Origin of the sequence: Akkermansia muciniphila ATCC BAA-835, from assembly GCF_000020225.1 — a bacterium.
In the GTDB taxonomy this organism is placed as follows: domain Bacteria; phylum Verrucomicrobiota; class Verrucomicrobiia; order Verrucomicrobiales; family Akkermansiaceae; genus Akkermansia; species Akkermansia muciniphila.
Genome location: NC_010655.1, coordinates 684,882 through 704,381, shown reverse-complemented (window position 1 = coordinate 704,381; position 19,500 = coordinate 684,882). Strand labels below are relative to the sequence as shown.

The following is a 19,500-nucleotide window of genomic DNA, read 5'->3' as shown; positions in this document are numbered from 1 at the left end:
CTTTGAGCCCTGTGGAAATCAAGACTGCGTTCCGAAGGGCGTTGCAAAAAGAGTTTCACTTTTTCCCGTAAATCCGTTATACAGCGGGGCATGGCCCAGCTCAAGCACCCGAAGATGGTGGACATCAGAGACATTTTGGACGAGAATACGCGTCTGCCTGCTCTGGTGGCCGCGTCCGCCGAAAAGCTGCTGGGCCTGGAACGCCTGAACAAGGCTTATGACAAGATCGTGCGCGACAAGGAGTCCGGTTCTCAGGAAAATTTCTTTCAGCTTGCCTCCAGGCATTTGAATCTGAAGCTTCAGCTGCGCCCGGGGGACCTGGAAAATATTCCTAAGAAAGGGCCTGTCGTCGTCGTCGCCAATCATCCGCACGGCTTGTCGGACGGCATCATGTTCGGGGAGCTGCTTACCCGCGTAAGGGAGGATGTCCGCATCCTGGTCAACGAGCAGCTTTCCCTGTGCGGGGAGCTGGATCCCTGGCTCATCAAGGTGGACGTGTATGAGGATGAGAACGCCCGGCGCAAAAACCTTTCCGGCATGCGCAAGATGATTTCCTGGCTGCGGCAGGGCGGGGTTCTGGGCATTTTCCCCGCCGGCACGGTCTCCAGCTTTTCCCTGGCCCACAAAAGGGTGACGGACGACCCCTGGAACGCGAATATCGCCGCCATTATCCGCATGACGAAAGCGACGGTGGTGCCCGTATATTTCCCGGGGCGCAACAGCCTGCTGTTCCAGGGCATTTCCCTGATCAACCGCAAGGCGCGCGTGGCGTTCCTTCCCCGTGAAGTGGGTCGGGACGGCCGCCGGACACACCGCATTGTGGTAGGCAAGCCCATTCCGTTCAGCCAGCTTGGACAATATGATTCCGATGAAGCCATCGTCTCCCATCTGCGCCTGCGCACCTATCTGCTGGGCAAAAGTTATGAAAAAAGCCGCCGCCCCCATGTGCACAAAAAGGACCGGAAGGCGAAGATGGCCGCGCTGACCTCCCCCGTTTCCGTGCAGGATATGCAGGCGGAAATCGACGCGCTGCCCCCGGAGTGTCTGCATGCCCGTCAGGAAAATGGAGATTGGGACGTGTACGTGGCGGATGCCCTGCAAATCCCCAATATCCTTATTGAAATAGGGCGTTTGCGGGAATATACTTTCCGCCAGGTGGGGGAAGGTTCCGGCAACGCCTGCGACCTGGATACATACGACAACCATTACAAGCACCTGTTCCTGTGGGACAGAACGCACCAGAAAATTGTGGGCGCCTACCGCATGGGGGAAACGGACAAAATCCTTGCCCGCTACGGTGTGAAAGGGTTGTACAACGGGGAATACTTTTCCTTTTCCCCTGCCGCTTTGCGGGTGCTGGACCGCTCTCTGGAAATGGGGCGCGCCTTCATTGTTCCGGAATACCAGAAGAGGCCGCTGGCTCTCGGTTTCATTTGGGAGGGCATCGGCCAGTTCATGGCCCGCAACCACCATTACCGCTACCTGTTCGGCACAGTCAGCATTTCCCGGGATTACACCAACCTTTCCCGCGCCCTCATCGTCTCCTATCTGAAGGCGCATGAAATGGAGCCCGTGCTGGTGAGTGAGGTGAGGGCCTACAATCCGCCCCGTAAAGCGGACCTGAAGAGGTCGGAATCATGCATCCTCCCTCTGGGGCTGGCAGATGCCCAGGGGCTGTCCCAATTGGTCGCTGATATAGAAGAGGATGGCAAGGGTATTCCCGTATTGCTCCGCCAATATCTGAAATTGAACGGCAAAATTCTTTCCTTCAGCGTGGATAAGCATTTTGGCGACGTATTGGACTGCCTGATCCTGGTGGACATTTTCAAAACGCCGGAGCGTTCCATCAAGCGTTATCTGGGCAAAGACGCGTATGAACAGCTCCTGCCTTACATGCAGCGGGAGAAAGAGGAGGAAAAGGCGGCGGAATAATTCCGCAGGCGTTTTGCGTGGCTCTGCCCCCGGTTCTTAACGGGCTAGCTGAAGTGCCTGTAACCTGGGGGAAGGGCGGAGGCCGTTTCCGCAGTCATTTCCCCGATGACGGTGAGAGGCGTTTCCGGAAAATGCTCCGCGGCCAGTCGTGCCGCCCGTTCTCGGTCGCCGGGACGGAAGGTCACCAGCAATTCGTAATCCTCCCCATCCCCTACAGCCTGGGCCGCAGTAAACCCCGGGCGCACGGGAAGAAGCTCTTCATGAATACGGAACCCAAGCCCGGAGGCGGCCGCCAGCCGGGGGAGGTCGGTTCCCAGCCCGTCGGAAAGATCCATCATGGAGGTGGCTACGCCGGAGGCGGCCAGGATGCCTCCTTCCCTGACACGCGGCGTGAAGGAAAGATGGTGGCCGGTGGGGAAGCTGCCGCCGAGCGTTCCCGTTACGGCAATCAGATCCCCCGCCCGCGCCGTGCTGCGCAGTACGGCTTTGCCTGCCTCCACTTCTCCGGTCAGCGCCACGTTGATGATGAGCCCGTCCGCGGGCAGGCCGGAGCTTTCCCCCCCGGCGATGCTGATGCCGAACTGCCGTGCCAGCCGCCCCATGCCGCGGTAAATTCCTTCCACTTGGGAGATGGGGCGGTCTGCGTGCACGAACAGGGTCACCAGTGCGTGAAGGGGCGTGCCGCCCATGGCCCCTATGTCTGAAACGGCCCGTGCCAGCGCCTTCCTCCCGATCAGTTCCGGGTCCGTTCCGGGCAGGAAATGCATGCCTTCCACCACGCAGTCCGTTTTCAGGAGCAGCTGACGGTTTCCTGACCCCCGGATTATGGCGCAATCGTCTCCCGGCCCCGTCTCCAGGGACGGATTGGAAGGCATCAGGGGAAGGAGGCGGGCTACCAGCGCATCCTCTCCCATCTGCCGGATGCTGGGCTCAGGTTCCATACGGAAGAAGGATGCCGGGATACAGAATGTTGATGAGAGTGGCGGTGTTGAAAATGCAATGGGCGATGATGGGCGTCCAGATGCTGCCCGTGTATTCGTACAGCAGCACCAGTACGGCTCCGAAGATTGCCAGGGGGATGAACGGAACCAGGCTGACGTGGATGATGCCGAAGAGGAGGGAGGTGGTGATCAGGGCAAACCAGACGCCCGTGTATTTTTTCATGATCGGGTACAGATAACCGCGGAAAATAAGTTCCTCCACCAGAGGGGCGGCGATGGCGGCGCTGAAGCAGATAACCGTGATCAGGGGAATGTCGCTGGAGTGCCTCAGCACGGAAACAATGGATTGTTCGGCCGGGGCGTTGGTGGCGTGTTCAATCCACTGGAACAGGCCCGCCTTGTCCAGCAGGAAGTGGATGGCCAGCACCAGCAGATAACCTGCCGCCGGAGCGTAGAGGAGGACCTTCAGGGAATGTTTTTTCAATCCCAGCGCCTCCATCCGGCCCGTATGGAACATGCGCACCAGCAGGACGAAGGCCAGAATGAGATTCAGGCAGGTTCCGTTGAAAACCTTGTAGCTGTCCAGCTCCATGTTGGTTGTGCTGGGCGGAGCGGAAGCCCCCGGAGGCGTGGCTGCCGCCAACAGGGCCCCCAGGCTGAAGTAAAGCACAATGATGCCGCACATGGCGATGTCCAGCATGTCCAGATGGCCTACGGGAATACGCCATTTCAGCGGATGCCGGGTATCAGGCGCATGATTCCGGCGGAATATGTTTACCGCCACGGCGAGGAACATGACGGTAATCAGGATGGAAGAGAACAGGGTAATGAGCTGGTCCGTTAATTCATTCATGGAATAGGCATGTGTGGAATGGGCCGCCCTTCCAGAGTACCGCGCCGGAAGAAAAGCTCCTGTCTCTTTAGTGGAAACACGGTGATTTTCCAGCAGAAAATGAGCTATCTCCCCTCATTCCGCAAAAAAAATCATCAGGAAAGGGAATGAATACTTTTCAAGGAAAAGCGGGTATGCTACGTTTCCAACGGATTATCGCCATGAATATTCAACCCAAAATCACGCCTGTGCTGGACCCCGGCTTCGTGCCGGCCGTTCTTTGGAATCAAGCTTTTGAGGCCAAAGCCGCCGCCGATCCCGCTTCTCATCAAGTGGATATCGCTCTGACCCGCAATGACGGGACCTGTTTCCGCTGGTCCGGCAAGCTTCTTCCCCATACCGGAGAAAACATTGCCCTGAATGAGACCTATGTGGAGCGCATTGTGAAATTCCTGCTGTGGCAGAAGGGCGGCAATATCATCCTCGTCGCCGGGGATGACGCTATTGCGGACATGCTGGCCTCCCGCTATTGCAAAGGCGGTATCCGCGAATTCGACTGGGATTTCATCGGCAAGAAGATTTACGGCTCCCCGATTGAAGTGAAAAAGGTTTCCGTGGAAGAACTTCCCGAGGAATACTCCGGCTCCATGACACTGGGCCGCAACCTGGACGGCTGCCGCATTGGTTTTGACCTGGGCGGTTCCGACCGCAAATGCGCCGCCGTGGTGAATGGGGAAGTGGTTTATTCCGAGGAAGTGGTCTGGGACCCTTACTTCCAGAAGGACCCCCAGTATCACATTGACGGAATTCAGGATTCTCTGGAACGCGCCGCCGCTCATCTCCCCCGGGTGGACGCCATCGGCGGATCCTCCGCCGGCGTGATCATCAACAGTGAAGTACGCACTTCCTCCCTGTTCCGCGGCGTCAGCCAGGAAGACATTGAAAAGACTCTCGGCAAGGTATTCCGCACCCTCCAGAAGGAAAAATGGAACAACATTCCCTTTGAAGTGGTGAATGACGGTGAAGTCACCGCCCTCGCAGGGGCCATGGGCATGAACGATAACGCCGTGCTCGGCGTGGCCATGGGCACCTCCGAGGCCGCCGGCTACGTGGATCCGGAAGGCCACATCAAGCCCTGGCTGAATGAACTGGCGTTCGCCCCTGTGGACTACTCGGAGGAAGGCGGAGTGGACGAATGGTCCAAGGATATGGGCGTAGGCGCCCTTTACTTCTCCCAGCAGGCTGTGGCCCGCCTGGCCCCCCGCGCCGGTTTCCAGTTTGAAGGAATGCCCTTCCCGGAACAGCTTAAAAAGGTTCAGGCCGCCATGGCGGAAGGCGACGAACGCGCCCGCAAGATTTATGAAACCATCGGCGTGCACTTCGGCTATGCCATTGCCCATTACGCCAGGTTCTATGATATCCGCAACCTGCTCTTCCTGGGCCGTGTGGCTTCCGGAGACGGCGGCCAGATCATCATTGACAAGGCGGAAGAAGTGCTGCGCACCGAATTCCCCGAGCTGAAGATCCAGCTCCGCGTGCCGGATGAAAAGACCAAGCGCCACGGACAGGCCGTAGCTGCCGCTTCCCTTCCGGCTCTCTCCTGACGGGATTAATCAAATTTGCGGGAGGGGCCCTGGCTGGGGGCCCTCCCTGCTCATATTCGGAGGGGGGGGACGGCCAATCCGCGCCGTTTTTCCTCCTTCCTTTTTTCTGATTCCCGTTCCGCCGCCCTGCGTTCATGATTCCCCAGCAAGAAAACATCGTCAATTGCCCGGCGTGCGGACAGCCCATGGATGTTTCCCTGCTGCCTCCGTACGCCAACGCCATTTGCCCGGGCTGCCAGGCGCTGACGCGTGTAAAAACGCGCATGGGGCCTTATCGTATTACCGGAAAACTGGGAAAAGGCGGCATGAGCGTGGTGTTCCGGGCGGAGGATGCCGTTCTGGGGCGGGAAGTGGCCCTGAAAGTGCTGAATGATACTTATGCCGGGGATGCCCTGCGCTGCGAACGTTTTGAACGGGAGGCCCGGATCATGGCGCGGGTTTCCCATGAAAACCTGGTGCAGCTTTATGCCGTCGGACGTGACCAGGGCCTTTTTTACATTGCCATGGAGCTGGTGGAGGGCAATGGCCTGGATGCCCTGATTGCTGCGGAGGAACGTGTGCCGGAAGACAGGGTGCTGCGCCTGACGCTGGATATCGTGCGCGGGCTGGACGCCGCATGGAATGCGGGCCTCATGCACAGGGATATCAAGCCCGCCAACGTTCTTTTGTCCCCCGACGGAGCCGCCAAAATCGTGGATTTCGGCCTGTCCCTGCTTCATAGTGAATCCGACATGGAGCGGGAAATATGGGTTACTCCTTATTACGCCGCGCCGGAAACGCTGTTGCGAGGAGAGGAGGACTTCCGTACGGACATGTACGCTTTGGGTGCTACCATGTACCATTTGCTGGCAGGTGCGCCTCCCCGTGTGGACGCTTCCCAGTCTTCCGATATTCTTCTGGAGAACAAGAAAAATCTCCCTCGCCTGGAGCAGGTGGTGAACGACGTTTCCCCAATGACCTGTTTCATTGTGGACAGGCTGATGGCTTTTGATAAGGAAGACAGGTTCTCTTCCTATCCCGAATTGATGGATGCCGTGGCACAGGCGCAGGAGGAATACGCCCGGGCCATGCAGGAATCCGGTCTCACCTGGGCGGAACGGCGCGCGGTGGAGGCCCGGCGCGCACGGCGCAGGAAATGCCGCATCATCGTTGCCTCCTCCATTGCTTTCATAGTGGCGCTGGCGTTGGGCGTTTGGGGATGGACGAAATGGCGGGAGGAGGGAGCTCCTGCTCCCGCAACTCCGCCTTCGCCCATTTCTCCTGCGGCGGAAGCAGCCCTGGAAGACAGGGGGGCGGCGGAATCGCGGCTGGAGCGCAGCATCCGCTTCGGCAAACTGTTTAACGAAGCCCAGGAATCCCTGAACCGGGGGGATCTGGTGAAAGCCGCCGCCATGTTCGGCGATTTGGCGGCTCAGCCGGACTGCCCCCTGTCCACATCCCTTTGGGCCGGTTTGAACCAGGTTCTGTGCATGTGGGTGCGCGGTCAGTTCCCGGAAGGGGTGGAGCGTCTGGAAGAACTGGGCAGAAAAATGGAAGCCTGCGGGGACCCTGAGGAACTGGAACGTTCCAGGGATATTGGCAACCTGGTCATGTACCTGAGCTCCGCGGACTGGTCTTCCCGGATGCCGGGGCTGCGCTCCAATTCTGACCTGGCCGTGCATTATTATGTGGGCATGGCGCTGAAATCCTGGTACTTTGCCGGGAGATGGACGGAATACGGCGGCTTTCTGGACCGGGTGGCCGCTGATGCGGCGGATGACCGGGACAGGAACGTCCGTGAGCTGGCTTCCGCGTGGCTCAGCAACCTGGAGAGGTATACGGACCAGTACGCGCGCTTGAAACGTCTTCAGGACATGCCGGAAAAAACGGTGGCTGAAGTAGAGGCCAAACGGTCCGCGGCGGATTTCCTGCGGGGACAGATGGTCAGCGGGGAAGTTCCTTCCATGTCTCCGGCTTATGCCGCGCTGGAAGGAATACTGGATCATTTGAGGATGCAGTACCAGGCTGCGCGGGACTGGGAGGCTGCGGAAGCCGTGAAGGCGTCTGAAAGGAAAAAGGCGGAAGAGAGGCAAAAAAAACTGGAGGAGGAAAAGAGGAGGGAAATTCTGCTGGCCGCCCAATCCAGAAGTTATGAAGACGTCTGCCGGGAAGGGGAGGGCATCATGAAGGAAACCGGTGATTATGAGAAAGTTTCCACTGTTTATGGAGAGGCGGAAAAAGTCATTTCCTCTCCTGCGGTGAAAGCCCGCCTGGCCATGCGCCGGGAAATGACGGACCAGATGCTTCCGTTGTTCTCCCGCATGGAGAGACTTTTGCCCGCACTGCTGGAAAAGAAACCGGGGAAAACTCTGGTGCTCAGAGATGGCTCCAGGGTGCGCCTGAAAGGAATGAAGGGGCATCTGCTGACCGTGGAGCCTCAGGACAGCCGGGAAGGAAGCGGTGCGTACCAGGTCAGTTGGAACGAGCTTCCGTTCAACTCCCTGCATGCTCTGGCGCGGGAATGCCGCCAGAAGCAGCCTGCGGAATTTTCTTCCCTGGCGGATACGTATTCCAAGCCTTTGCTTATTTTTGGCAGGCTGACGGGAACCATTTCCGCCACACAGCAGGAAAAAGCATTGCTTCAGATGGACCGCTCTTTCATTGAAAAATGGAATTTATGGATGAACAGTCTGGAGGCGGAGGAAGGGCTGCCGGGAGACGATGGAAAATCAAGTTGATTCAGTAAGGGAATAAAGTCCCTTGAAAGGCGGCGGGTTGCTGCCGCCGGCAGGTTTCTGCCCCCGCCGCGTGCTTTGCCGGCTGCCCACGGGCTGGAAAAAAGGAAAACCGTCCGGGCAAATGCCTTTGTTCCGGATTTGGAGAAAAGTAATGGTGATGAAGTAAAATTTGCTTGCCTAGGGTACTTCGTGCGGGTCTCATAGCCGCATGAGACTGATCAGCTTTCTGACGCTGGCATGCGTGGCCGGCTTCCTCTCTTCATGCAGTTGTGATTGTCATAAGCCCGCGGACTTCGCTCTGAAGGATTACCAGCCTACCTCCAGCAAGCAATTCCGTTAAATTTCCTATATGTTTGAAATCCGCGAAAAACCGGAAATGGTGGAACGGGCCATGCTCGTTTCCGTTTACTTCGATCCCTCCGAGGCTGGGGAAAAACAGGCCATGCTGGATGAGCTGGAAGACCTTGTCTCCAATCTCGGCATCGGCATCGCAGGGAAGCACCTTATCAAGTCCAGGGACATGCACGCCAAATTCCTGTGCGGCACCGGAAAGGCGCAGGAAGTGAAACAGCTGGCGCTGGATTGCCGGGCGGATTGCGTTGTTTTTGACAATATGCTCTCCCCTTCCCAGCAGAGGGAATGGGAACGGCTTGTTGACGAATGCGTCATTGACCGTGAAGAGGTCATTCTGGACATCTTTGCCAGGCGCGCCCGGACACGGGAAGCCACCCTGCAGGTGGAACTGGCCCGCATGCAGTATTCCCTGCCGCGCATGGCCCGCATGTGGAACCACCTGGACCGCCAGGGCGGGGGCTCCGGCGGCGGCAAGGGAGGCGGCGGAGCCGCCAGGGGGGAAGGGGAAAAGCAGATTGAAGTGGACCGTCGTCTGGCGCGCGCCAGAATTGAGGCTATTCAAAGGGAACTGGTCCTGGTGACCCGTCAGCGTGCCACGCAGCGCAAGGAACGGGAGCGCCAGGCTGTCGCCACGGCCGCCATTGTAGGTTATACCAATGCCGGAAAATCCTCCCTCCTGTCCCTGGTGTCCGGGTCTGAAGTCATGGCCAGGGATATGCTTTTTGCCACGCTGGACACCACAACGCGGAAGATAGAGCTTCCCCATGGGCAGCCGCTGCTGCTGACGGATACCGTGGGCTTCATCCGCAACCTTCCGCACCGTCTGGTGGAAGCGTTCAAGTCCACGCTGGAGGAAGCCGTTCTGGCGGATTTCCTGATTCAGGTGGTGGACGCTTCCGATCCGGAAGCCGTGCGCCATTATGAAACGACTCTGGAGGTTCTCAATGAACTGGGTGCGGGTGACAAGCCCATGATCGTAGTTTTAAACAAGGTGGACCTGGTGCCGGAAGAACGGCGCGGGGCCCTGGAAACGCTGCTGGCGCCTCATTTCAGCGGCAGGGTGGTTCCCATGTCCGTGAAAGAAGGGAATGGTGAGGGAGACCTGCTGAATGCCTGCGTGGAAATGCTGGAAAGCCGTGTCCGGCGCGCCCGGTTCCTGATTCCCTATACCCGCAGCGACCTGGTGGCCGCCATGCATAGTGAAGGCAAGGTTTTCTCTACGGAATATGTAGAGGAAGGGACCTTGCTGGAAGCCGTGCTTCCTGTGGCCTTTTACAATAAACTGGAGTCATTCCTGGCAGACAGGTAATACCCTGTTCCTGAAGCCTGGGGCTTTGCCTTGCGTTCCGAAGGCCGTTCCGGGGCGGGAAGCGTTTTTTCTTCCGGAGACAGTATCCGGATTCCTGGACGGGTCAAGCCCGGTATCCCAGGCCGTTCAGGCATTTCATCACATCCCTGACAGGCAGTCCGATGACGTTGTCCGTATCCCCGCGCACGGAGGAAATAATCATCTCCCCGTGTTCCTGGAACGCGTAAGAGCCGGCCTTGTCCATCACGTCCACCAGTTCCATGTAATGGCGGATGTCTTTTTCCGTCAGCTCCCGGAACGTTACTTCCGTCAGCACGGCCAGGTTTTTCATGCCCAGCGGGGAACGGATGGCAACCGCCGTGCAGACATGGTGCGTGCGTCCGGACAGTTTCCGGAGCATGGACCGGGCTTCTTCTTCATCTTCCGGCTTGCCAAGAGGGAAGCCTTCCAGAAAAACGAGCGTATCCGCGCCGATGACGGTGGAATCCGGATGTTCCCGGAACACGGCTTCCGCCTTGGCGGCGGCATTGTGCAGGCAGAGTTCCTGCGGGGGCATGGAAGCCTCTTTCAGTTCTTCCGTGTCCCGGACAATAATGGAAAAAGGAATGCCGGTTTTCTCCAGTAATTCACGCCGCCGGGGCGATTGGGAGGCCAGGATGACGGGGGGAATCATGGGAGAAAAAAGCGGTCATGAAAAACAGGGAGCCAATCTTTCTCAAGCTCCCTGGATGATGGGCTGTCAATGATTGCCTGTCAACTGTCTGCTTCCCATAATCCTCTGGAAAGCCTCGGGGGAAATTTCCCGAATGGACCTGATAATGTTTTTGGAAAAGGCGCCCATGCGTTTCCGGATGGTTTCCCGGTCTTCCGCTGTATCAAATTCCATGCCCACCAGGGCGCGGCCTACGCGTTCCCCGGTGTAGGTATAGTTGAAATAACAGAGGGAAGCCAGATCCGCGATGCGTTCCATGAAGTCAAGGAAGGCGCCGGCGCGTTCCGGAAATTCAATGTGGACGAACAGGGGGTGTTGACACAGTTCCGGCTGGTAGTGAATCATGCGGAAGCGCACGTCGTCGTCCTCGCTGATGTCTTCGAATTCGATTCCTTTCTTTTTCAGTGTCGTGCGGATGGTATCCAGGTCTTCATCGGAAGCGGCAATGCCGAACACGGGGTGCTGGGTGTTTCCCTCCGTTTTGCCGTATTGCACATCCACCAGCGTCGTATCCTGCGGAATGTGGCGCAGGTATTTAAGCACCTGGCCGCGCTTGGAATCCATGGAAATGCGCAGATAGCGCGTTTCATGGTTGCCGATGCCCGCCTGCCGGGCAATCTGGGTAAGGTGGGTGAAATCCATATTGGCTCCGGAAATGACCACGAAACTCTTTTCCTCCGGCTTTACTTCGCCCCGGTTCCATTGTTTCAGGAATCCTGCCAGGCTCATGGCTCCGGATGGTTCCGGCACGACGCGGGAGGATTCCCACATGGCCCGGATGGCCTGGCAGACCTCATTATTGGTCACGGTCACGAACTCGTCAACCAGTTCCCGGCAAAGGGGATAGGTTAATTCTCCGGGGATGTGGACGGCTGTGCCGTCGCAGAAGACATCCACGTAATCCAGATTCACCCGGCGTCCCTGCTCAATGGAAGTTTTCATGGACGCCTGGTCGATGCCTTCCACGCCGATGACCTTGATATGGGGCCAGAATTTTTTCAGCCAGCACGCCACGGATGCGGCCAGGCCGCCGCCGCCGATGGCGACGTACGCGCGGTCAAAAGGGCCTTCTCCGCTCATCACCACTTCGTCCGCCAGCGTTCCCTGTCCGGCCATGGTCACCAGGTCGTCATAAGGATGGACAAAAGTGCAGCCGTGGGTTTCCGTGTATTCATGGGCGGCTGCGGCCGTCTCGTCATAGCAGTCCCCATGGAGCATGATCTTCACATGCCTGCCGCCGTGGCGGCGCACTTCCGTCTGCTTCACTTCCGGCGTGGAGCGCGGCATGAAAATGGTGGCATGGCAGTTCAGCACTCTGGCCGCCAGCGCCACGCCCTGGGCATGATTGCCGGCGGAAGCCGCCACAATGCCTTTGTCACGGGCTTCCTGGCTCAATGCGGCCATGCAATTAAACGCTCCGCGCCACTTATAAGCCCGGATGGGCCCCAGATCCTCCCTTTTGGCGTATACCGGGGCCTTGATGCCCGGCAGATTCAATCGCTGGAGAGGAGTCGGTTCGCCAACGGTATAGACGCGCTGGCGGGCTTGCAGTATTTCCTCGGAAAGACGGTCCGAAAGTATGCTCATGATTGTAATGCTGGCCCCCATTCTACTGAAGTCCAACCCCTTTTTCCAGTAAAACATTCCCGGAGGACGGCCTGTTTTCTGGAATTCAGGTTTTCTGGACGAAAAAAAAGCCGCCCGGAGGCGGCTGTTTTTCCTGAACAAGGTGGCGAAGCGGACGGGGCTCGAACCCGCGACCTCCAGCGTGACAGGCTGGCGCTCTAACCGAACTGAGCTACCGCTCCATGACCTTGGATGCCGTCCCTGCCTTGCGGCGGGGACGTGGAGGCTTATACAGGCACTCCCATGGGAATGCAAGACAAGAAATCATTTTTTCCTGCATGCGGGTTTCTCTTGCTGGGAGAAACAGGTTAAATAACCGGACGGATTAGAAATCCGTAAATGATATAAATGAATCCAGATAATGATTAAAATATTAATAATGCCGATTCTTGAAACGGACACCCCCATTTTCTCTCTTTCCCCTTTCAGGCCGTTCCATGCACCTAAAGGGCTTGGCCTCAAAAATTGTCATTGACTCCGGATTTCTAATCCGCTAATTATTAACAAGCATATAGTCTTGTAAATAATTTTATTCATTATCAATACGTTATAGTGTTATGCGACCGCGCTTGCCCCTTGTTCTTTTATCCGCTCTTCTGGCCTGTTTCATTTCTCCGTCATGGTCTGATTATACGTTGACGGGCAATGGAGATACGACGATTTCCTTTGCCGACGGCCAATACACGATTACGCCTCCGGAAGGGGATCCCGTGACTCAGGCGGATTCTCCCGGCGATATTTATCTAACGGATATTACGGCAAGCGGGACCTATGAAGACGGCTATAACCGGGTTCTCAATCTGGAGGGAGGAACCTATACAAAACTGCAATTATGGAATATTGCGGGTACTGCCTCCGGCGTCACCATCGGAGGAACCAATTCCTTTGTAATCAATATCGGGGAAGGTGCATCCCTGTTGAATACAAATGCCCAGTTGATGGGGTGGAGCAACCAGGACCGGATTGTGTCCGCCGACATTACCCTCAATGTAGACCGGAATGCCGGCACGATTAATGGTTTTTCCCTGGTGGGGGATGGAAACAAAAATGATGCCTACCAGACGACGGGGACATATACCGTCAACATTCATGGCGGGGAATGGGCCGGAATTTCTGTCTCCAACCCCAGTTCCAGCTGGTGCATAGGGCTGGGGCAGGAATCCTTCCGCCACACGGGGGATGTGACATTCACCATTGACGGCGGGACCTTCGCCCAGCTGGTAACGGCTGGAACGACACGCGGGGCGGGGCAGAAATCGACCATCGTCGGCAATGTCTCCCTGAATCTGGACGGGGGAACTTTTAACGGCTCCGTCGCCCTTCTGGGAAGAGGCCAAGTGCAGTTGGGAGATGGAACGAATGCCTGTACGGCCAGGTTGAGCATTACGGGAGGCCAGTACAACGCGAATGTATATGGCCTGTCCGATGCGACATCCTCAGGTTCTGCCGCAAATATTGCGGAGCATTCGTCCGCTTCCGTGGAAATCACCGGGGGGACTTTTGCTCAGAGTTTATTTTCGCAGGGCGTGGCGACAACGATCACGGGAGCTGTTTTTTCCGGAGACGGGACCAAGAAAATCTTTGCGGGCGCCCGTTTAAGCACGTCTGCCTGGAACCTGGCGGATACCAATATGACGCTGGACTTGGGCAGCGGCACCGTGGCGGCCATGATTGCGGGGGGAAGCTGGGTGGAAACGGGGGAGAGCACGTTGAATATTACAGGTTCCACCAATTTGACTTTCAAGTCCGGGACATATACGGGACAAATCTGGGGCGGCTCCTATATTAACGGAACCGCTACCGCCGCCCTTACCGGGAATATCGGTTCCACCAATATAACAATTACGGGCGGCACATTTGATGGAGCTCAAATATCCCTGGGCACTTATGTGGAACGCAACAATACCAGTTCCGCGTTGACGATTGGGGAAGCCAATCTTTCCATCAGCGGAGGGACGTTCAATAATGTTTCCATTTATGCGGGCGGCCAGAAGGTCAATGGCACTGCCCTGACTACGGCTTTGGCCAACGTGACCATTACGGGCAATGACGCCATTTTTACCGGAACGACAACTCTTTCCGGCCAGGGCCGGGGGGATACGGTTACCAGAAGCGTGTTGAATTTGAACGGAGTGACGCGCGCGGACATGTTCACGAACGCCTCCATTTCCGGGTTTGACGAAATTTCCGCTGGAGAAGGGACGGATGCCGTTATTGCCAACGCAACGGTGCTGGATGGCCGTAGTGCTTTTACCAAGAGCGGAGCGGGCAAGCTCACGCTCAGTTCTTCCACCGGATTTGCGAATGCGCTGACAGTTTCCTCTGGGGAGCTCAGTTTCGGGCTTGCCGGCGGAGTGGCCTTCGGCAACTCCATTACGATGGGCTCCGGAGCCCGTCTTACCTCTGCGGGCAATATGGCTCTTTCCCCGTCTTCCGTTCTGACGATGGATTTGACGGGGCTGAATTCCTCCAGCTCCGCCGTCATCCAGTCGGGAGGCACGCTCTCCTTTAATACGGAAGGCACGCTGACCCTGGCGATCAGCGGGGTGGACCAGACGATGGAAAATGACTACAGGCTGATTACGGCGGGCAGTTTCGGTACGTTGACGGCCAGCAATTTTTCTTTTGATTCCAGCGGCCTTTCCGAAGATTATACCTACGCCCTGGAGTTGTCCGGAAACACTCTTTACCTGCGAGTCAAGGCGTTGGGAGAAGCCCTCAACTGGAACGGAGGAAATGCGGGTATCTGGACGGCGGCAGGAGGTTCTGCCGTCTGGCTGGACAAGGATGGGACGGCAGTCGTTTATGACGCCGCCAAATCCGCCAATTTTGAAGATCTGGCTGGCATATCCGCCTCTGCCGTCACCATAGAAGGGAATGTTTCTTCCGCGCGTCTTACGGTCAACAATGGAGAAACGGCCTACACGTTCACGGGAACAGGGGCTCTTGTGGACGGAGCAGATCCGATGTCCCTCATTAAACGGGGAGAGGGGGTGCTGACCATTGAAAATACTGGAACAAATACGTTCTCCGGCGGCACGACCATTATGGCCGGTACCCTCAACCTCAATGCCGTCCAGGGGCTGGGCACCGGTACGGTGACGCTGAACGGGGGGGAACTGGTGCTGAATACGGCAGGCACGACGGAAGGAACGCTGGGGCTGGTAGCGGCCAACAAGATTGTTTTTGGAGGGGGTACCTTCACATATGGAACGGGGGCCACGCAGGATATTTCCGGGCTCATTGATTCAGCCGCCAGCACAAATGCCATCCGAGTGAATACGAACGGCAATCATGTGTCTTGGGCTGCATACACCCAGGAACTGGGAGATAAGGATATCGTCAAGCTTGGAGACGGCCTGCTGACTATCAATACAATACAAGGAGGAATCTTTGCCGGATCCATCACCGTAAGCGGAGGGACTCTGTTCTATAACATCGGAGACAACGGCGTTACGCGAACCTGGAGCGGAAACATTTCCATCGCTGAAAACGCGACTCTCCAGATACAGGACAACCGTGCCCATAACTCCGTAAATACGGATACTCTGTCAGGCCGCATTACCGGAGCCGGAACGCTGGTCCTCGGTAAGAAGGAAGGAGGTACCTTCCCCGGCGGCGGCCGCTATTCCGTTACCGGAGACAACAGCGGCTTTACCGGTACCATGAGACTGGCGGGCAACGGCACCAATGCTGCGTGGAATGAAGTCGGCTTTGCCAATGCCGCTGCAATCGGCAGCGCCAGATTGGAACTGGATGGGCGCGGCTTTTTTGTTAATTCCGCCGCCGATCCCGTTAATGCCGATATCCATGTGATGGCCGCTGGGGGATGGCTGAACGGCAGTTCCAACCAGACGCTGGTCCTGGCGGGAAGCCTGACGGGCGAGGCGGACGCCAACCTGGGAGTAACGGCGGCCGGTGACCCGACTCTGACGGCCATTTTTACGGGGGATCTCACCGGTTTTGCGGGAACGGTGCATTCCGGCCGTGGGAATGCCATCCTTTCCTTTGGCAACGGCGGTGCGGCGTCCACGCTGAATACGGGCGAATTCATCAAGGCAGTTTCCCTGGGAGGAACCGGAACCTACCGCGTCAACTACACGGGTACGGCAGGGAACCTGCTTTATGCCGGGAATGTGATTGATACGGCCTCCCTGAGCGTTCAGGGAAGCGACAAGCTGATTCTTACCGGGGCGAATACGACCACGGGAGAGTTGAATATTGCCCAGAATTCCTCTGTCCAGCTGGGCGACGGAACCGGGGACAACGCCGCCTGGGCCGGAACCATTGCCGGAGCAGGCAATCTTACGGTCAGCACTTCCGGCTCTTTTGCAGTGGGGGACCGTGCCAACGGCCTGACGGGGACGCTGACGCTGGCCAAGGGCACGCTGGACCTTTCCGGAGCGGCCGCCGCTACTAATATCCTTATTCAGTCCGGAGCGCTGGCGAACGCCGGAAGCTACGCGGGAACGGATACAAACAAGGTCCATGTCAATGCGATTGCCGATTCCGGCAATATTGCCCTGGGAGATCTGGATGCCGCCGGGCTGGGGTCAGTTGTCACCGCTTCTGCCGGAACGCAGCTCACCGGACTCAAGCAGGGTTCCATCTGGACGGTGAACGGCACGGACAGCAGTCTTGCAGTGGGAGCGGGCAATATTTCCGGAGACCCCTTCTCGGGAGAGGACTTTCTGATTCAGTTTGAGGGCACGGGGGATAATCTGGGCAGCATCTCCTTTGGAGACGGCTCCACGCTTACGCTGGACCTCACCAGCGTTATGGATGCCATGAAAACGGCGGGCGGAAATCTGGAGATACTTCTGACCAATGGCGGTTTTGCACAGGATCTTGAAACGCTTAAGAGCCACATGACGGCTAACCCGCTTTTTGCTGCGCTGGGCTTCGGCATCGTGGGCGTCAACGGAGGCAGCATCGTCCTCTCCGGTGATACGGACCTGGTTTACGTGTCTTCCGTGGATGGTACGGGCAGCGCGGACAATCCGGTCACGGACCAGTCTCTCAATTTCTACCAGGCCGTCATTGTGGACCAGGACCTTTATGTCCAGTCGGACGGCTCCATGGTGATCAAAAACCTGACCGCACCGGGAACTGGCCCGGGCCAGACGGGCACGGGCAACCTGATTGTCACCAATACGGCGGAGGATAAGGGAAGCATCGAACTTCAAAACAACCTCTTCCATGAAGGCATGGGAGTGGATACCTCTTTTGCCGGGGACATCAGCGGCCTGAACGGTGCTGCGGCCAACACGGACCTCGTCAAAACGGGAGCGAACAAACTCACCCTGTCCGGGAATGTGACGCTGGCCGGGGATATCATTGCGGAAGAAGGAACGCTTCAGCTTAACGGCACGGCTGACGTGGAAGCTCTGCATCTTAATTCCGCGGATGCGGACTCCCCTGCGGTGATTGGAGTAGGAGGCCGCGCGACGGCCCGGACGCTGGCAGGCGGCGACAACGGCGGAAAGCTGGATATCGCTTCTTCCGGAACATTGACGCTGACAGGCGCTACCGACGGCCTTTCCCATACGGAAATTGCCGGAACCGGTACGCTGGCTATTGCGGAAGGCGCCTCTTTGGGGCTGGCTGCGGACAGTACGCTTTCCGGCGTGGTGCTGGATCTGGGCGGTTCCCTGAGCCTGGAGGCAGACGGCTCTGCCGGCGGACTGAACGGCTCCGGTTCCTTGGAACTGAATGGGCAGACTCTGCAAATTCAGGCGGCTTCCGGCCAGACGCATACATATGAAGGAACGCTGGGAGAAGGAACGCTGGATGTTTCCGGAGCGGGAACGCAGGTTTTGCGCAGCTCCGGCGCGGATACCGGTCTGACAATCAGCGGAGGGAATCTGGTTCTCCAGGGCAAGGCGGATGTGGACGGAGCCCGTCTCAGTTACGGCAATCTGGTCAACAGCGGCAACCTGACCATCCAGGCCAGCGACAACTCCCTGACGGCGGTCAATACCACTCTGAGCGTAGAGAACGCTTCCTTCAGCAGCGGATCCGCCACCACCTTCACCTTGAATACTGATGCCGACATGACCGCCAGCTTCATTGAGGTCTCCGGCGACGTTGTCATTGAAGATGGCGCCTCTTTCCATGTCACCTCAATCCCGGATGTCAATATCACCTGGAAATCGGGCAATCCGATGGAACTTACGCTGATGGAACTCACCGGCAACGGAACGATTGACCTGGGAGAAAATACGCTGACGGTCGGAGGCCTTTTCCTCACCTATTACAAGAATGCCCATCTGGTGCAGGAAGGAGATAAGGTGGTTCTGAAAGCGGAAGAACAGACGGACAATATCTATGCCGGCGTAGCGGACACGGCCAATTCCATGGCGGGCGCCAATCTGCTTTGGGATGCTGCCAGGCATGGTTCCATAGACCAGGCCGTCACGGATTTCCTGGGCGCCCTCAATAACGATATGCTCAATAATCCTTCCGCCGCCAGGCGTTCCCTGGCAGCAATGGCTGGGAGCACGGTCAACGCGCTTGGGACGGCGCAGAGGGACGCCCTGCGCGACCAGATGGGCTGGATCAGGAACCGGACCACCCTCATGGGCGTCAACCCGGCCTACGTCAACGACGACCTCCCCCGCTTCCACATGTGGATGGAAGGCACGGGCTCCTACGCCAAACTGGACACCCGCGGGGATGAAAGCGGCTACCAGCTCACCACCTGGGGAGGTACGGTAGGCGTGGACGCGGACCTCAGCGACCGCCTCACAGTGGGAGCGGCCTTCACGGCCAGCTACGGCGACCTGACGGCCGGCGCGGCGGACAGCGCCGACGGGCACCTGGACAGCTACTACGCCAGCCTCTTCGGCCGCTACCAGGACAGGCGCTGGGCGCACACGCTCATCCTGACGGGAGGGTGGAACGACGCGAAACTCAACCGTACGGTCAACTACGGGGAAGGAAGCTACGGGACGCAGGGAAGCACCAGCGGGTGGGGCTTTGGAGCGATGTATGAACTCACCTACGACGTATACCTCAACGAAAACCGCAGCAGCGTGCTGCAGCCGCTGTTCAACGCCTCGGTGGTGACGACGCGGATGGACGGCTATGAGGAAACGGGTGCGGGCAACGCGGGCCTGAACGTCGGCAGGCAGGACTGGACGACGGGGACGCTGGCGCTGGGCGGCCGGTGGATGGGCCTGGTGGGCAGCAACATCTTCGGACGAGAAGCGCTGGCGGAAATCCGAGTAAACGCGGCGCAGGACCTGGGAGACCGGAGAGGGGAAACGAACGTCTCTCTGCTGGGCAACCCCGGCTTCGCGCAAAGCGTGAGGGGGGCGAAAGTGGGAACGACGGCGCTGCAGCTGGGAGCCGGACTGAGCGTGCCGGTGGGAACGAAGGGAACCATCTACGTGAACGGGAACGCGGACATCCGTGACGGGTCCAGCGCGCTGAACGGAAGCATCGGCTACCGCCACGACTTCTAACAAGAAA

10 protein-coding genes and 1 tRNA gene are annotated in these 19,500 nt (G+C 57.9%); 6 read left to right on the top strand and 5 right to left on the bottom strand.

The window, feature by feature from the left end; genetic code table 11:
* Positions 1 to 90 precede the first annotated feature (90 nt).
* On the top strand, positions 91 to 1,932 hold the full coding sequence (locus tag AMUC_RS03240; RefSeq protein ID WP_012419645.1) for a bifunctional lysophospholipid acyltransferase family protein/GNAT family N-acetyltransferase: 1,842 nt from the start codon (positions 91 to 93) through the stop codon (positions 1,930 to 1,932).
* Between the two features lie 44 nt (positions 1,933 to 1,976).
* Here AMUC_RS03240 and AMUC_RS03235 read toward each other — a convergent pair whose 3' ends face one another.
* Positions 1,977 to 2,873 carry a thiamine-phosphate kinase gene (locus AMUC_RS03235; RefSeq protein ID WP_012419644.1) on the bottom strand — a complete coding sequence of 299 codons (897 nt, stop codon included), beginning with the start codon at positions 2,871 to 2,873 and terminating at the stop codon, positions 1,977 to 1,979.
* Entirely contained in the window at positions 2,863 to 3,726 is an 864-nt protein-coding gene (locus tag AMUC_RS03230; RefSeq protein WP_012419643.1) for a CPBP family intramembrane glutamic endopeptidase, read from the bottom strand. The genes AMUC_RS03235 and AMUC_RS03230 overlap by 11 nt, the downstream gene beginning before the upstream one ends.
* Before the next feature lie 200 nt (positions 3,727 to 3,926).
* On the opposite strand from AMUC_RS03230, the gene AMUC_RS03225 reads away from it, so the two are divergent.
* The 4 genes from AMUC_RS03225 (at position 3,927) to hflX (ending at position 9,689) form a co-directional block, all read left to right on the top strand.
* Positions 3,927 to 5,309 carry an ROK family protein gene (locus AMUC_RS03225; protein ID WP_012419642.1) on the top strand — a complete coding sequence of 461 codons (1,383 nt, stop codon included), beginning with the start codon at positions 3,927 to 3,929 and terminating at the stop codon, positions 5,307 to 5,309.
* A 134-nt stretch (positions 5,310 to 5,443) separates the two neighbouring features.
* Positions 5,444 to 8,026, top strand: coding sequence for a serine/threonine-protein kinase (locus tag AMUC_RS03220; RefSeq protein WP_012419641.1), 2,583 nt, complete (start codon positions 5,444 to 5,446; stop codon positions 8,024 to 8,026).
* A gap of 208 nt (positions 8,027 to 8,234) precedes the next feature.
* Positions 8,235 to 8,366: a hypothetical protein gene (locus tag AMUC_RS13010; protein ID WP_012419640.1), complete on the top strand. Its 132-nt coding sequence runs from the start codon at positions 8,235 to 8,237 to the stop codon at positions 8,364 to 8,366.
* A 9-nt stretch (positions 8,367 to 8,375) separates the two neighbouring features.
* Positions 8,376 to 9,689: a GTPase HflX gene (gene hflX / locus AMUC_RS03215; RefSeq protein WP_012419639.1), complete on the top strand. Its 1,314-nt coding sequence runs from the start codon at positions 8,376 to 8,378 to the stop codon at positions 9,687 to 9,689.
* Positions 9,690 to 9,792: 103 nt separating this feature from the next.
* On the opposite strand, the gene AMUC_RS03210 is transcribed toward hflX, so the two are convergent.
* The 3 genes from AMUC_RS03210 to AMUC_RS03200 form a co-directional block, all read right to left on the bottom strand.
* Complete coding sequence (locus AMUC_RS03210) at positions 9,793 to 10,362, bottom strand: Maf family protein (RefSeq protein ID WP_012419638.1); 570 nt, start codon at positions 10,360 to 10,362, stop codon at positions 9,793 to 9,795.
* A gap of 66 nt (positions 10,363 to 10,428) precedes the next feature.
* A complete protein-coding gene (locus AMUC_RS03205; protein ID WP_042448696.1) occupies positions 10,429 to 11,988 on the bottom strand; it encodes a pyridoxal-phosphate dependent enzyme in 1,560 nt (519 codons plus the stop codon).
* 143 nt (positions 11,989 to 12,131) lie between these two features.
* Positions 12,132 to 12,209 (bottom strand) — tRNA-Asp (locus tag AMUC_RS03200).
* A 375-nt stretch (positions 12,210 to 12,584) separates the two neighbouring features.
* Between AMUC_RS03200 and AMUC_RS03195 the strand changes: the two genes are divergently transcribed.
* A complete protein-coding gene (locus AMUC_RS03195; RefSeq protein ID WP_012419636.1) occupies positions 12,585 to 19,493 on the top strand; it encodes an autotransporter domain-containing protein in 6,909 nt (2,302 codons plus the stop codon).
* Positions 19,494 to 19,500 lie beyond the last annotated feature (7 nt).

Coding starts and splice junctions, on each gene's coding strand:
- AMUC_RS03240 (WP_012419645.1), top strand. CDS start 91: ATGGCCCAGCTCAAGCACCCGAAGATGGTGGACATCAGAGACATTTTG.
- AMUC_RS03235 (WP_012419644.1), bottom strand. CDS start 2,873: ATGGAACCTGAGCCCAGCATCCGGCAGATGGGAGAGGATGCGCTGGTA.
- AMUC_RS03230 (WP_012419643.1), bottom strand. CDS start 3,726: ATGAATGAATTAACGGACCAGCTCATTACCCTGTTCTCTTCCATCCTG.
- AMUC_RS03225 (WP_012419642.1), top strand. CDS start 3,927: ATGAATATTCAACCCAAAATCACGCCTGTGCTGGACCCCGGCTTCGTG.
- AMUC_RS03220 (WP_012419641.1), top strand. CDS start 5,444: ATGATTCCCCAGCAAGAAAACATCGTCAATTGCCCGGCGTGCGGACAG.
- AMUC_RS13010 (WP_012419640.1), top strand. CDS start 8,235: ATGAGACTGATCAGCTTTCTGACGCTGGCATGCGTGGCCGGCTTCCTC.
- hflX (WP_012419639.1), top strand. CDS start 8,376: ATGTTTGAAATCCGCGAAAAACCGGAAATGGTGGAACGGGCCATGCTC.
- AMUC_RS03210 (WP_012419638.1), bottom strand. CDS start 10,362: ATGATTCCCCCCGTCATCCTGGCCTCCCAATCGCCCCGGCGGCGTGAA.
- AMUC_RS03205 (WP_042448696.1), bottom strand. CDS start 11,988: ATGAGCATACTTTCGGACCGTCTTTCCGAGGAAATACTGCAAGCCCGC.
- AMUC_RS03195 (WP_012419636.1), top strand. CDS start 12,585: ATGCGACCGCGCTTGCCCCTTGTTCTTTTATCCGCTCTTCTGGCCTGT.